This is a genomic window from Erwinia sp. 2186 (genome assembly GCF_057812255.1).
Genome location: NZ_CM173824.1, coordinates 1 through 13,939, shown reverse-complemented (window position 1 = coordinate 13,939; position 13,939 = coordinate 1). Strand labels below are relative to the sequence as shown.

Below are 13,939 nucleotides of genomic sequence, written 5' to 3'. Positions count from 1 at the left end.
TAGCCGTCTATGCAGCTAAGGGTAATGCATTCAGCGGCTTTCGGGTACTGGCGAGACCAACGGTGAACCGTTAAAAAATGCGGCCACGTTATCCAGCACCAGCTGAGACATCGCCTGGCGCGTGGCCCAGGTGGCGCTGGCCATATGCGGCGTCAGCACCACATTTGGCCGGTGTTGTAATGCTGCCGGCACCCGCGGTTCGTCGCTGAATACGTCCAGGCCGGCGCCGCCCAGCGTGCCGGCATCCAGTGCCGCGATCAGCGCCTGTTCATCCACCACGCTGCCGCGCCCAACGTTGACCAGAATGCCGTCGCGGCCCAGCGCATCCAGCACGTCGCGGTTAATCAGATGGCGATTGCTGGCGGTACCGGGTGCGCAGACCAACAGGAAGTCGCACTCTTTTGCCAGCGCCACCACATCAGGCTGATAGCGATAGGCCACGTCTTGCAGCGGCGAACGGTTGCAGTAGGCGATCGACATATCAAATGCCTGCGCGCGTTGGGCTACCGCCTGGCCAATACGTCCCAGCCCGACAATCCCTAACGCCGCGCCGGAGACCTTGCGGGTCCATGGAAAGCTCCCCTGCGACCATTTTCCCTGCTCGATAAAGGTCTGTGCCGCCGGGATCTGACGGGACGTGGCCAGCATCAGACCGATAGCGAGGTCAGCGACGTCTTCCGTCAGCACATCCGGCGTGTGGCTCACCTTAACCTGATGATCACGCGCGGCCTGCACATCAACGCCGTCATAGCCGACACCAAATACCGCAATCAGCTTGAGGGCCGGTAAAGCGGCGATCTGCTGGCGGGTCACCACCCCTTCGCCGTTGGTCAGCACCACTTCAAACTCCCCCGCCATGCCGGAAAAATCGCGGTCGCTGAGGGTGCTGTATTCCACCACCTCATACGCTTCCTGCAGGGCGGACATCAGGGGCGCGGGCAAGCCGGCCAGCTGCAATACTTTCTTCTTCATTTCAATTACCTGACTGAGGGTGAGGAACGGATTTCAGCGCATCACGCGAAGGGCGTGACACGATAATGCCGATCACCCCACCGAGGATGAGCGCCACGGCCACAATCAGCAAACCGTAATGGTAGCTGTTGGTCATGTCTTTGATTTTGCCAAGGATCGGCGGTAAACCGAGGCCGACGAAGTTCGCCACGGTATTGATAAAGGCGATGGAGGCAGCCGCCGCCACACCGGCCAGTTTTTCGGTGGTGACCGCCCAGAAAATCGGGGTCAGCGCAAAGTTAAAGCCGACGGTCAGCACCAGCAACAGATAGGACACCACCAGATTGCCGGAATAAATCGCCACCGCCAGGGCCAGCCCGGAGAAGATCAGCGGCAGCCCCATATGCCAGGAGCGTTCGTTGGTTTTGTCAGAATGGCGACCGTTCAGGTACATAAACAGGCAGGCCATCACAAACGGCACGGCTGAAAGCAGGCTGATAACGAAGTTGCTCTGTTCGGCGGCCATACTTTTGATGATCAGCGGCATAAACAGCGTAATGCCGATGGAGCCAAAGGCCTGCAGGAACCACACCAGGCTCAGCAGCAACACCGTTTTGTCTTTCAAGGCGCTCCACCAGGCGTGATTTTTACCGATCTCTACGCCGACATTGTCCTGCTGCAAACGCTGCTTCAGCCAGGATTTCTGCTCCGGGTTTAACCAGGGCGCATGGTCGGGTGTATCCGGCAGGCGCCACAGTACCAATACGCCCAACACCAGGGCCGGAATACCTTCCAGCGCGAACAGCCAGCGCCATCCGGCAATTTCCGCAATGCCGTGCATATTCAGGATCGCACCCGATACCGGCAGCCCAATAATGGAGGCGGCAACCGAGCCCATATAGAAGAAGGACATCGCACGGGCGCGGTTACTTTTCGGGAACCAGCAGGAGATGTAATAGATGATGCCTGGGGCAAACCCGGCTTCTGCCATGCCCAGTAAAAAGCGCATCACGTACAGCTGATTGGCGCTGTGTACAAAGGCCATCCCGGTACTGACAATGCCCCAGGTAATCATGATGCGGGCGATCCAGCGGCGCGCACCGACTTTGGTCATAATCACATTGCTCGGGATCTCAAACAGAATATAAGAGATATAAAACATGCCGACACCCAGGCCATACATACTGGCAGACAACCCCAGATCCGCATTCATTTGCAGCGCGGCAATCGAGATATTGGTCTTATCCAGATTCGCCACAAAATAGCAGATGACGATAAACGGAATTATTTTCGCGTTCAGTTGTTTCAGCGTAGAGGTATACAGATCGGTGGTCATAATAATAACCTCGGTGGGCGTTATCGCCATATTCGGGCAGCAGAAACACCGCCCGCAGCGCACGCGGAGTTTTTAGGGTATGTCATTATTATTATTGCTATAACACTATCTAACTAAGACCCAGCTTTTACTCTTTTGCCTTGGCCTTTAATTAACTCTCTCCCATGTTAATCTCCAGGCCCCTGGTTTTCTGGCAAGGCAGCCAGGAAACCGATCCCGATGAGCTGACCATAGTCAGTGATTCGGGTCAGTTTCCGCAGCGAACGCCGCCAGAAGGCCAGGGGAGCAGGAGATTTACCATTCGGCGACGGAGCCGTCCGGGAACCGCCACAAAGGATTCCGCCAGTCCTGCACCTGCTGACTGCGTTCAATCACCAGCTGTTCGTTAATTTCCACGCCCAGCCCCGGTTTATTCAGCGGTGCAAAGTGGCCGCCCTTCATATTGAAGTCTTCTTTATTCACCACATAATCCAGCAATTCCGCGCCTTTATTGTAGTGAATGCCCATGCTCTGCTCCTGGAATACCGCATTGCGGGAAACAAAATCCACGTGCAGGCAGGATGCCAGCGCAATCGGTCCCAACGGACAGTGCGGTGCCAGCGCGACATCATAGGCTTCCGCCATCGCGGCAATCTTAAAGCACTCGGTAATCCCACCGGCGTGGGAGAGATCCGGCTGCAGAATCGCCAGCCCGCCCGCTTCCAGCACCCGTTTAAATTCAAAGCGGGAATACATCCTTTCTCCCGCCGCAATCGGCAGATGGGTCTGGGCCGCCAGCCGCGGGTAATATTCCGCCTGCTCCGCCAGCACCGGCTCTTCAATAAACAGCGGACGGTAAGGCTCCAGCTCTTTGATCAGGATTTTGGCCATCGGCGCACTGACGCGTCCGTGGAAATCCAGACCAAACTCGATCTCGTTACCAAAGGCTTCGCGGATCTGCGCTACGGTGTTGACTGCCGCATCCACTTTGCGCGAGCTGTCGATAATCCCCATCTCTTCGCAGCCGTTCAGCTTGAAGGTATCAAAGCCGATTTCGCGCAGTTTCTTAATGCCATCAATCACTTCGGCCGGACGATCGCCGCCCACCCAGCTGTAGGCTTTGATACTGTCACGCACCAGGCCACCGAGCAGCTGCCAGACCGGCACGCCCAGCACCTTGCCTTTGATATCCCACAACGCCTGGTCGATACCGGCGATGGCGCTCATCAGGATCGGGCCACCACGGTAGAAACCGCCGCGATACATCACCTGCCACAAATCATTAATGCGCGCCGGATCCTGGCCAATCAGATACTCAGACAGCTCATGTACCGCCGCTTCGACGCTTTTTGCCCGCCCTTCAATCACCGGCTCGCCCCAGCCAACCACGCCTTCGTCGGTTTCAATTTTCAGGAACATCCAGCGCGGCGGCAGGCGATAGGTGGTTAATTTGGTGATTTTCATTGTACGGCTTCCTTATAGGCGGCAACGAACGCGCGTGCCTGCGCTGCGGTGCGGGTTACCGGCTGTCCGGCGCGATAGAGATCGCTGCCCAGCCCAGCGCCCACGCAACCGGCAGCCAGAAACGCATGAAGATTTTCAGGGGTGACGCCGCCTACGGCGAACACCGGCACATCCGCAGGCAGCACCGCTTTCAGCGCCTTGATGTAATCCGGGCCAAAGGCGGAAGAAGGGAAGATTTTCAGCGCCTGCGCACCGGCCTTCAGCGCGGCGAAGGCTTCCGACGCCGTGGCGCAGCCTGCGGCCACCGTCATGCCACGCTCCACGGCGCGGCGGATCACGGCGGGATCGGTATTGGGCGTCACCACCAGCTTACTGTTAATGGCGGCCAGGCGATCGACCTGCTCAGGCTCCAGCACCGTACCCGCCCCGATCAGCGCCTGATGGCCAAAAGTCGTCACCATGTTGGCAATGCTCATTTCCCAGTCTGGCGAATTCAGTGGGATTTCAATGGCATCGAAACCGGCATCAATCAGCGCGGCGACATGCTCCTCAGCCTCTTCCGGGCGAATGCCGCGCAGAATAGCGATTAGCGGCAGCTTAGTTGACCAGTTCATCGGCGATACTCCTGATTCCGTATTGGAAGGCGGTGTCGCCTTCCAGCAAATGGGCCGATAGTCCACTTAAGGTCATCGCCTGCTGATAGCGATCGGCCAGTGAACTGCCGGCGATAAGGGTGATCGGCGCCGTTTCACCCGGCATAAAGGTCTCTTTCATCAGCGCAACTTCATGACCAATCAACAGGCCGGAAAGAAACTCGCTGACCGATTCCCGCGGACGCGTGCCCAGCACATGGGCCGCGCGCACCTCAAACAGTCTGCTGAGAATGCTGCGGTCGTTAGCGCCGGTTTCCAGCCCCTGACGGAACGCTTCGGCATCCGGCTGTTGTGCGGGTAAACCGGCACCCACCAGCGAATGATTGAGCAGAATATGGTGCAGTTCGCCGGTGATCACCGTACGAAAATCAACAATCTTGCCGCCATCTGCCCTTACCCATTTTGAGTGCGTGCCCGGCATCACGTAATGTGACGCGGGATGCCGTTGCGCGGCACCGAGCAACTGCGTTTCTTCGCCGCGCATCACATTGACGTTATCGCGGCGGTCGATGCTCAGCCCCGGCACAATCCAGGCGAGGCCATCCACCCTGGTCAGGCGCGACGCGATATCCGCCAGCGCGACCGGACAAGGCAGATAGGGCACGCTTAACCAGCCGGCGTTACTGCCCACCATGCCGGCCATCACCACCGGCACGTCGTCCACCGGCCAGCCTTCGGTCACGCGGGCAAAGACCTCTGCCGGCGTGCGGCCGTTCAGCCGGGTGATGCCGGATTCAGAACGACGTTCCTCCTGGCAGATGCCTTCACGGTAATACCAGGCACGCAGGTTGGTGGAACCCCAGTCGATAGCGATATAGCGGGTCACGTGATGTCCTTTAGTCGTCGGGTTGAACTGGCGATCATCGTCAGTGCCGCCTGTTCAGCCTCATCCGGCTTCTGATGGCGAATGGCGTCAAACAGCGCTTTATGCTCCTGCAATGTATTGGGCATATTGCCGCTATCAGGCATGTAAGTGCGTTCAAACACCGCTAACTGCAGCGAACTGATGGCCACGCTAAGCTGCTGAAGCACCGGGTTATGCACCGATTCCAGCACCGCTTCGTGATAGCGAATATCGGCCTGATTAAAAGCTTCGCGGTCGCGGTGGTGCGTGACCATATCGTTCAGCGCCGCTTCGATGTTGGCTAAATCCCGCGAGGTGGCCCGCTCGGCAGACCAGCGCGCAATTTGCGGTTCCACCAGGTTGCGCACTTCGCTCATCGCGGCAATCAGGCGCGGATCCTGATCGTGCTTCAGCGACCATTGCAGCACGTCGCTGTCGAGGAAGTTCCACTGGCTGCGCGGGGTCACAAAGGCGCCGCGATAGCGTTTCATCTCTATCAGCCGCTTGGCCATCAGCGATCGGTACACTTCGCGAATGATATTGCGCGAGGTGCTGAACTGCTCGCAAAGCTCAGCTTCTGCCGGCAATGAGGCACCGGGCGCATATTTGCCCGCTACCACCTCTTCGCCGAGGGTCAGAATGATACGGTCCGTTTTGCTGAGGTCGTCTTTCATGATGTTCCATGGAGAATAGCGAAGGGGCCATTGTAGTACCCATAACTCAGGTTGTACTACAATCCAGATCACAAAAAAGACAATCCACCCGAGGCAGATCGGGGGAAGCAGGAGAAATCAGGGAGGGATGCGAAGGAAGAGAAACGTCCCGGAATGGCCGGGACGCTGGGTCAGGCATTACAGCACAAACTTCTCGATGGCATAGGCCACGCCGTCTTCCAGGTTGGTTTTGGTGACAAACTGGGCGATAGCTTTGACCGATTCAATGCCATTTCCCATCGCCACGCCGGTGCCGGCAAATTCCAGCATCGCCATGTCGTTTTCCTGATCGCCGATGGCCATCACTTCATCACGGGACAGGCCGAGACGGTCGGCAAGCGCCTTAACGCCCGCGCCTTTATTCACCTTTTTATTCAGGATTTCAAGGTAGTAAGGCGAGCTTTTCATGATCGTGGCGCGCTCACGCGCTTCCTCCGGCAGGCGGGCAATGGCCTTGTCGAGGATTTCAGGCGGATCGATCATCATAACTTTCGGGAAGGTCATGCTGCTGTCCATCTCTTCAACCGCACGATAGTGCAGCGGAATGCCGGTCAGGAATGACTCATGCACGGTGAACGCGCTGATGTCTTTATTGGCGGTATACAGCTCGGATTTGGTCAGCGCCTGGAAGTGAACGCCCAGCTCACGCGCCAGCTTTTCAAAATAGAGGTAGTCATCGTGGGTTAACGTCGCTTCCGCCACGCACTCACCGGTAGCCGCCTGCTGAACCAGCGCGCCGTTATTGGTGATGCAGTATTGCCCTTCGTGCTGTAAATCCAGCTCCATCAGGTAACGCTGCACGCCGATAAACGGCCGGCCGGTGGCCAGTACCACAGAAACACCTTTCTCACGGGCGGCCTGAATCGCCTTTTTTACCCCGGGAGTCACTTCATGCTGTGGGTTTAGCAGGGTGCCATCCATATCAATCGCAATCAATTTTATTGCCATAACGTCCTCGTCAGCTAACGGTTTGCTTCATGCTAGCGCGATTCAGCTCGCATTGACCAGCCCGAACAAACGGCATATCGCTAAAACCCGTCGGGAACGGCACCTAAAGGCAAATTTATTCGATGTGTGGTTTTTGAACAAATGTGAGATGATAACCGAGCGTGACATTCAAGGAGGAAACAGAATGAATATTGTCATCGTCAGTAAAGATAGTTTTTTTATCTCGGGTGCAATCGGTCTTATCCAGGAAGCCTGGCTCCCGCAATATGAGGGAAATCCGGTGTTTTTGGTGGCGGATGCTAACAGAGAGTTACTCACAGCAAATATCATCCTCACCGATGAATTTAAGTTAATACCAGGTAAAAAATCTCGGGCAAAATCGCTTCAGGAATCAGAGGATCCGTCCAGGGAGCGTTGCCTGTCGATCTGGCTGGCCGCAGCGTGCCATGCAGAGAACCGTTCCTGCCAGCAACATAAATATCAGGTGACCCAACGTGATTCGAGGCAACGGCTGGTTGAACTGTTCAGCTATAAAAATGCCCGCGGTTCGGCTTCATCACCCTTTTACGATCCCCGCTATTGTGGCACCCAGGATCCGATTACCCTTAGCAAACAACAAGCTATGGTAGTCAAATATACGCGTCTGGGTCTGTCACTTACTGATATTTCGCGTCTGACCAGTCTGAGTGTCAAAACCATCAGCACCCATAAACGTGCGGTAATGCGTAAGCTCGGCATGAAAAATAACAGTGAGTTTTACCGTTATGCGTTAGTGGGGGGGAATCCGCCCTAGAGACAACGGCCATAAAAAAAGGCAGATCCTGGGATCTGCCTTTCTTGTGACTCAGTACGCGTTAAATATCGATGTTCGCTGCACGCAGCGCATTCTCTTCGATAAAGGCACGACGCGGTTCAACCGCATCGCCCATCAGCGTGGTAAACAGCTGGTCAGCGGCAATCGCATCTTTCACCGTCACACGCAGCATACGGCGGCTGTCTGGATCCATGGTGGTTTCCCACAGCTGCTCCGGGTTCATCTCACCCAGACCTTTGTAGCGCTGAACCGTCAGGCCACGACGTGACTCTTTCACCAGCCAGTCCATCGCCTGCTCGAAGCTCTCGATCGGCTGACGGCGCTCGCCACGTTCGATGAAGGCATCTTCTTCGATCAGGCCACGCAGTTTTTCACCCAGCGCGCAGATCTTACGGTATTCACCGCCGGAGACGAATTCGTTATCCAGAGGATAATCGGTGTCCACGCCGTGGGTACGGATGCGAACAATCGGCTCGAAGATATGCTGTTCCAGATTCTCACGCACCAGACCGCTGTAAGAGCTACCGTGCTGCTCTTTCTCGTTCAGCATCACAATCAGCCCGTCAATCCAGCTCTGTACCGTCGCCTGTTCAGACAGGTCGCTCAGCGTTGAGTGGTAGATCAGCGAGTTCAGCAGGGCTACCGGATAACGGCGCTCCATACGTTTGATCATTTTACGGGTGCTGTTGAATTCTGACACCAGCGTTTCCAGCGGCGCGCCGCCCAGTGCCGGTGCTTCGGCATTGGTGTGCAGGGTTGCGCCATCCAGCGCGATCGCGATTTGGTACTGATCCATCGCGTCATCATCCTTGATGTACTGCTCCTGCTTGCCTTTCTTCACTTTGTACAGCGGTGGCTGGGCAATATAGACATGGCCACGCTCGATGATTTCCGGCATCTGGCGGTAGAAGAAGGTCAGCAGCAGCGTACGGATGTGCGAACCATCCACGTCGGCATCGGTCATGATAATGATGCTGTGATAACGCAGTTTGTCCGGGTTGTATTCGTCACGGCCGATGCCGCAGCCCAGCGCGGTGATCAGCGTGGCAACTTCCTGCGAGGCGAGCATCTTATCGAAGCGCGCTTTCTCAACGTTGAGGATTTTACCTTTCAACGGCAGGATCGCCTGGTTTTTACGGTTACGTCCCTGCTTGGCGGATCCGCCTGCAGAGTCACCCTCCACCAGGTAGATTTCGCACAGCGCCGGGTCACGCTCCTGACAGTCAGCCAGTTTGCCTGGCAGACCTGCCAGATCCAGCGCGCCTTTACGGCGGGTCATTTCACGCGCACGACGGGCCGCTTCACGGGCACGGGCCGCATCGATAATTTTACCGACCACGATTTTCGCATCGGTCGGGTTTTCCAGCAGGTATTCCGCCAGCAGTTCGTTCATCTGCTGCTCAACCGCTGTTTTCACCTCAGAAGAGACCAGCTTGTCTTTGGTCTGTGAGGAGAATTTCGGGTCCGGCACTTTCACCGATACCACCGCAATCAGGCCTTCACGGGCATCGTCACCGGTGGCGCTGACTTTCGCTTTCTTGCTGTAGCCTTCTTTATCCATGTAGGCGTTCAGCGTACGGGTCATCGCGGTACGGAAACCAACGAGGTGCGTGCCGCCATCGCGCTGTGGGATGTTGTTGGTGAAGCAGTAGATGTTTTCCTGGAAACCGTCGTTCCACTGCAGCGCCACTTCCACGCCAATGCCGTCTTTTTCCGTCGAGAAATAGAAGACATTCGGGTGAATCGGGGTTTTGTTCTTGTTCAGGTACTCAACGAACGCCTTGATGCCGCCTTCGTAGTGATAGTGATCCTGACGAGCATCACGCTTGTCTTCCAGCTTGATCGACACGCCGGAGTTCAGGAACGACAGCTCACGCAGACGCTTGGCGAGGATTTCATATTCGAAATCGGTCACGTTGGTGAAGGTCTGATGGCTTGGCCAGAAACGTACGCGGGTACCGGTCAGATCGGTTTCACCAGTCACGTGCAGTGGCGCCTGTGGCACGCCATGAACGTAAATCTGATTGTGAACCTTGCCTTCGCGGCGAATGGTCAGCTCCAGCTTTTCAGACAGGGCGTTAACCACTGACACGCCGACGCCGTGCAGACCACCGGAAACTTTATAGGAGTTGTCATCAAATTTACCGCCTGCGTGCAGCACGGTCATGATCACTTCTGCCGCAGAAATGCCTTCTTCTTCATGGATGCCGGTAGGAATACCACGGCCATCATCCTGAACGGATACGGAGTTATCCGCATGAATAGTCACCAGAATATCTTTACAGTGACCGGCGAGTGCTTCGTCGATAGCGTTATCCACGACCTCGAATACCATGTGATGCAGACCGGTGCCGTCATCCGTATCGCCGATATACATACCCGGGCGCTTGCGTACTGCATCAAGCCCTTTAAGAACTTTGATACTTGAGGAGTCATAAGAATTCGACATCAACGTTTCTCGCTCGTTTAATCTTCAGGTTGAACCGCTATTTTACCTTGTTCCACGTGGAACATCTTGCCCTTTTCGTCAGTCATGTCGAACACGTGTTCGGCACTGATTGCACTAACAAAAACCTGGGCATGCGTGGCTTTCAGACGGGAGGCTAACAGCTGTCGCCGCGTCTCATCCAGCTCGGAGGCAAAATCATCTATCAGATACAGGCAGCGTCGCCCATTCTGTCGGGTGAGAAACTCACCCTGCGCCAGTCTCAGGGCGCACATCAGCAGCTTTAACTGGCCGCGTGACAGTAAATCTTCCACCGGCGTCCCGTCGGCACGGATTCGGAAATCCGCTTTGTGCGGGCCGCTGGCGGTGTAAGTCAGTGCCCGATCGCGTTCAAACTGGCGTTCGAGCAGTTCGCCGTACTCCGTCTCTTTGTCCCAGCCGCGCTGGAAAGAGAAGGTCAGCTTAAATTCAGGTAAAAACTGCGCGCAGGTGGCGTTGATATCTTCGGCAATGGCGTCGCTGTAGGCGGCTCGCCAGCGGCTGATCTGCTCAGCAAGGGGAACCAGCTCCTGATCCCAGGCGCGGATTTGCTGATAGCGTGACACCTGACGCAAGGCGGCATTGCGCTGTTTCATCAGCCTGCGCAGGTTGCTCCAGGCGGTAAAGAAGCCGGGTTCATTATGAAAACAGCCCCAGTCGATGTAGGCGCGGCGGTATTTCGGCCCGCCGTTAAGCAGCGTAAAACCTTCCGGCGTGATCAGCTGCATCGGCAGCATCTGCGCCAGCTCGGCGACTTTATGGCCGTCGCTGCCGTCGATGCGCACCTTGCTGTCTCCGGCGCGATTCTTGGTCAGACCGACCGAGATTTCGCGCTCGGCGCCTTCAATACGCCCGTGCAGGACAAACGCATCCTGTTCGTGGCGGATAACCCGTCCTGCCTGCAGGCTGCGAAACGCGCGACCGTGGCCGAGCGTATAGATCGCTTCCAGCACGCTGGTTTTGCCACTGCCGTTCGCGCCCACCAGAAAGTTAAAGCCGGGCGCCAGCGCCAGATCCGCATTTTCGATATTACGAAAGTCTTTGATAAGCAGGCGGGTTAAAGCCATACAGACGGAATTCCAAAACAGGCGATGATAATGCCGCATCCTGCCCTTTTTTTACGACAGGCCAGAGCGTCAACGGCGCAGTCAGTTTGCACCCGACCAGCGCGGAGCCGCCGCAGCGTACTAAAGTACGTGAGGACGGCGAGCACTGCCCGGGCGCAAAATGACAAGTAAGTTAGCCCGATAGTCTACTACAACCTCATTGGCATGACGACGTAGGCCGCGCTCTGGCTGGCTGCATCTTCAATCTGTACGCTGGAAACGGAGTCGGTCAGCAGCAGGCGCACATTTTCACACTTCAGCGCATTGAGCACGTCCAGTACGTAGCTGACGTTAAAACCAATTTCCATATCGGTGCCGCCGTAGGTGACATCCAGCATCTCTTCCGCTTCTTCCTGCTCCGGGTTGTTCGCGGTAATTTTCAGCTGATTTTCGCTGACATACAGACGAACGCCGCGGAACTTCTCGTTTGAGAGGATCGCCGCACGGGCAAAAGCTTGCTTAAGAATGTCGCAACCGGCATCCAGCGTTTTGTCCGGGTTCTTCGGCAATACGCGGCGATAATCCGGGAAACGGCCATCAACCAGCTTGGAGGTGAAGATAAAGTCGCCGACATGCGCACGAATATTGTTGCTGCCGATCTGCACCTGCAGTGGCGTATCGCCACCATCCAGCAGACGCACCAGCTCAATCACGCCTTTACGCGGCACGATCACCGAATGGCTCGGCAGTTGCTGACCGACCGGCATCGAACAGACCGCCAGACGGTGACCATCGGTGGCCACGGTACGCAGCTCTTCACCTTCGGTTTCAAACAGCATGCCGTTCAGGTAGTAACGCACATCCTGATGCGCCATCGAGAACTGGGTCGCTTCGATCAGGCGCTTCAGCGTGGCCTGCGGCAGCGTAAATTCCACTTCGCTGGTCCAGTCATCCAGATTCGGGAAGTCGCTGGCCGGCAGCGTGGAAAGCGAGAAACGGCTGCGGCCGGAGCGCACCAGCATTCTTTCGCCGTCCAGCATCACGGTAATCTCCGCGCCTTCAGGCAGGCCACGGCAGATATCGAAAAACTTACGGGCTGGCACCGTCGTGGCGCCAGGTTCGTGTTCCTGTGTCAGCGCGACACGGGCCACCATTTCCATCTCCAGATCCGTGCCGGTCAGCAACAGGCTGCCTTCATTGACCTGTAACAGCAGGTTGCCGAGGATAGGTAAGGTCGGCCGTCCGCCCAGTGGGCTGCTGACCTGCTGTAATGGCTTGAGTAAATGCTCGCGTTCTACAATAAATTTCATAGCGTCAGGAAGATAATGTTCTGATTAGATTTGAGAAATCTTCTTTAATATCGTGACTTTCTTCACGCAGCTGCTCGATTTTACGACAGGCATGCAGCACCGTGGTATGGTCACGACCCCCGAAAGCATCACCGATTTCCGGTAAACTGTGGTTGGTCAATTCTTTCGCCATTGCCATCGCCATCTGGCGTGGGCGGGCCACCGAGCGGGAACGCCGCTTGGAGAGCAAATCAGCCACTTTGATTTTGTAATACTCTGCCACTGTCTTCTGGATGTTGTCGATGGTGACCAACTTCTCCTGAAGCGCCAGCAGATCGCGCAGAGCTTCCCGCACAAAATCAATGGTAATCGCCCGGCCGGTAAAGTTGGCGTTGGCAATCACGCGGTTCAACGCGCCTTCTAACTCACGCACGTTGGATCGTAAACGCTTGGCAATAAAGAAAGCCACTTCACCCGGCAGGCGGATGTCGTTTTCATCGGCTTTTTTCATCAGGATCGCCACGCGCGTTTCCAGTTCTGGCGGCTCGATCGCCACGGTCAGTCCCCAGCCAAAGCGCGACTTCAGACGATCTTCCACACCGTTGATCTCTTTCGGATAGCGATCCGAGGTCAGAATGATCTGTTGGTTGCCTTCCAGCAACGCATTAAAGGTGTGGAAAAACTCTTCCTGAGATCGTTCTTTATTGGCAAAGAACTGAATGTCATCGATCAGCAACGCATCGACCGAACGGTAGTAGCGTTTGAACTCTTCAATGGCGTTGTTCTGCAGCGCCTTGACCATGTCCTGTACAAAGCGCTCGGAGTGCATGTAAACCACTTTGGCATTGGGTTTACGCGCCATGATGCCATTACCTACCGCGTGCAACAGGTGGGTTTTACCCAGACCGGTGCCGCCATAGAGGAATAAAGGGTTATAAGCGCCGCCAGGATTGTCCGCCACCTGACGCGCAGCCGCACGGGCTAACTGGTTTGATTTACCTTCAACGAAGTTATCAAAGTTGTGCTTGGTGTTGACGTTCGAGCGATAAGAGAGCTCCGCCGGTGCCGGCATGCTGTCCCAGCTTGGGCGGGTATGCACGGGGCGCGAACCCTGCACCGGTGCACTGGCATGGGCGCTGGCCATCACCGGCTGGCTGATCTGACGTGTCACCGGCTTGCTGCCCACTTCAAAACGCAGCAACGGTACATCCGTGCCGCAGAAATCATTCAGCAGGCCATTAATATTATTGAGGTATTTATCCCGAACCCAATCGAGTACAAACCGGTTTGGTGCATACAAGGCCAACGTGTTGTCGTTCAATTCGGCCTGCAGTGGGCGTATCCACATGCTGAATTCGGTGGCAGGTAGTTCATCCTGCAAACGGGCAAGACACTGTTGCCATAGCGTAAGTGACAC

Annotated in this window: 12 protein-coding genes; 1 reads left to right on the top strand and 11 read right to left on the bottom strand. The window is 56.1% G+C overall.

Annotated elements, in window-relative coordinates:
- Positions 1–30: 30 nt before the first annotated feature.
- From ACXKZG_RS00060 to yidA, 7 genes are all read right to left on the bottom strand, one after another.
- Complete coding sequence (locus ACXKZG_RS00060) at positions 31–972, bottom strand: 2-hydroxyacid dehydrogenase (RefSeq protein ID WP_346568287.1); 942 nt, start codon at positions 970–972, stop codon at positions 31–33.
- Position 973: 1 nt separating this feature from the next.
- The gene (locus ACXKZG_RS00055) at positions 974–2,287 is read right to left on the bottom strand and encodes an MFS transporter (RefSeq protein ID WP_013204556.1); all 1,314 of its coding nucleotides are present in this window, start codon (positions 2,285–2,287) and stop codon (positions 974–976) included.
- A gap of 294 nt (positions 2,288–2,581) precedes the next feature.
- Positions 2,582–3,730 carry a galactonate dehydratase gene (gene dgoD / locus ACXKZG_RS00050; RefSeq protein WP_013204557.1) on the bottom strand — a complete coding sequence of 383 codons (1,149 nt, stop codon included), beginning with the start codon at positions 3,728–3,730 and terminating at the stop codon, positions 2,582–2,584.
- Positions 3,727–4,344: a 2-dehydro-3-deoxy-6-phosphogalactonate aldolase gene (locus tag ACXKZG_RS00045; RefSeq protein ID WP_471720775.1), complete on the bottom strand. Its 618-nt coding sequence runs from the start codon at positions 4,342–4,344 to the stop codon at positions 3,727–3,729. The genes dgoD and ACXKZG_RS00045 overlap by 4 nt, the downstream gene beginning before the upstream one ends.
- The gene (locus ACXKZG_RS00040) at positions 4,328–5,209 is read right to left on the bottom strand and encodes a 2-dehydro-3-deoxygalactonokinase (protein ID WP_488875500.1); all 882 of its coding nucleotides are present in this window, start codon (positions 5,207–5,209) and stop codon (positions 4,328–4,330) included. Before ACXKZG_RS00040 ends, ACXKZG_RS00045 begins: the two co-directional genes overlap by 17 nt.
- Positions 5,206–5,901, bottom strand: coding sequence for a FadR/GntR family transcriptional regulator (locus ACXKZG_RS00035; protein ID WP_053141078.1), 696 nt, complete (start codon positions 5,899–5,901; stop codon positions 5,206–5,208). Before ACXKZG_RS00035 ends, ACXKZG_RS00040 begins: the two co-directional genes overlap by 4 nt.
- A gap of 177 nt (positions 5,902–6,078) precedes the next feature.
- Positions 6,079–6,888, bottom strand: a complete 810-nt coding sequence (yidA, locus tag ACXKZG_RS00030; RefSeq protein WP_013204561.1) for a sugar-phosphatase — start codon at positions 6,886–6,888, stop codon at positions 6,079–6,081.
- A 184-nt stretch (positions 6,889–7,072) separates the two neighbouring features.
- On the opposite strand from yidA, the gene ACXKZG_RS00025 reads away from it, so the two are divergent.
- Positions 7,073–7,681, top strand: a complete 609-nt coding sequence (locus ACXKZG_RS00025) for a helix-turn-helix domain-containing protein (protein ID WP_488875499.1) — start codon at positions 7,073–7,075, stop codon at positions 7,679–7,681.
- A gap of 61 nt (positions 7,682–7,742) precedes the next feature.
- Here the strand turns inward: ACXKZG_RS00025 and gyrB are convergent, their stop codons facing one another.
- From gyrB to dnaA, 4 genes are all read right to left on the bottom strand, one after another.
- Complete coding sequence (gyrB, locus tag ACXKZG_RS00020) at positions 7,743–10,151, bottom strand: DNA topoisomerase (ATP-hydrolyzing) subunit B (protein ID WP_013204563.1); 2,409 nt, start codon at positions 10,149–10,151, stop codon at positions 7,743–7,745.
- 17 nt (positions 10,152–10,168) lie between these two features.
- Positions 10,169–11,254: a DNA replication/repair protein RecF gene (gene recF / locus ACXKZG_RS00015; RefSeq protein ID WP_013204564.1), complete on the bottom strand. Its 1,086-nt coding sequence runs from the start codon at positions 11,252–11,254 to the stop codon at positions 10,169–10,171.
- A 188-nt stretch (positions 11,255–11,442) separates the two neighbouring features.
- Positions 11,443–12,543, bottom strand: coding sequence for a DNA polymerase III subunit beta (dnaN, locus tag ACXKZG_RS00010; protein ID WP_013204565.1), 1,101 nt, complete (start codon positions 12,541–12,543; stop codon positions 11,443–11,445).
- Positions 12,544–12,547: 4 nt separating this feature from the next.
- Positions 12,548–13,939 carry a chromosomal replication initiator protein DnaA gene (gene dnaA / locus ACXKZG_RS00005; RefSeq protein WP_013204566.1) on the bottom strand — a complete coding sequence of 464 codons (1,392 nt, stop codon included), beginning with the start codon at positions 13,937–13,939 and terminating at the stop codon, positions 12,548–12,550.

Coding starts and splice junctions, on each gene's coding strand:
- ACXKZG_RS00035 (WP_053141078.1), bottom strand. CDS start 5,901: ATGAAAGACGACCTCAGCAAAACGGACCGTATCATTCTGACCCTCGGC.
- ACXKZG_RS00025 (WP_488875499.1), top strand. CDS start 7,073: ATGAATATTGTCATCGTCAGTAAAGATAGTTTTTTTATCTCGGGTGCA.
- recF (WP_013204564.1), bottom strand. CDS start 11,254: ATGGCTTTAACCCGCCTGCTTATCAAAGACTTTCGTAATATCGAAAAT.
- ACXKZG_RS00055 (WP_013204556.1), bottom strand. CDS start 2,287: ATGACCACCGATCTGTATACCTCTACGCTGAAACAACTGAACGCGAAA.
- yidA (WP_013204561.1), bottom strand. CDS start 6,888: ATGGCAATAAAATTGATTGCGATTGATATGGATGGCACCCTGCTAAAC.
- gyrB (WP_013204563.1), bottom strand. CDS start 10,151: ATGTCGAATTCTTATGACTCCTCAAGTATCAAAGTTCTTAAAGGGCTT.
- dgoD (WP_013204557.1), bottom strand. CDS start 3,730: ATGAAAATCACCAAATTAACCACCTATCGCCTGCCGCCGCGCTGGATG.
- ACXKZG_RS00060 (WP_346568287.1), bottom strand. CDS start 972: ATGAAGAAGAAAGTATTGCAGCTGGCCGGCTTGCCCGCGCCCCTGATG.
- ACXKZG_RS00045 (WP_471720775.1), bottom strand. CDS start 4,344: ATGAACTGGTCAACTAAGCTGCCGCTAATCGCTATTCTGCGCGGCATT.
- dnaN (WP_013204565.1), bottom strand. CDS start 12,543: ATGAAATTTATTGTAGAACGCGAGCATTTACTCAAGCCATTACAGCAG.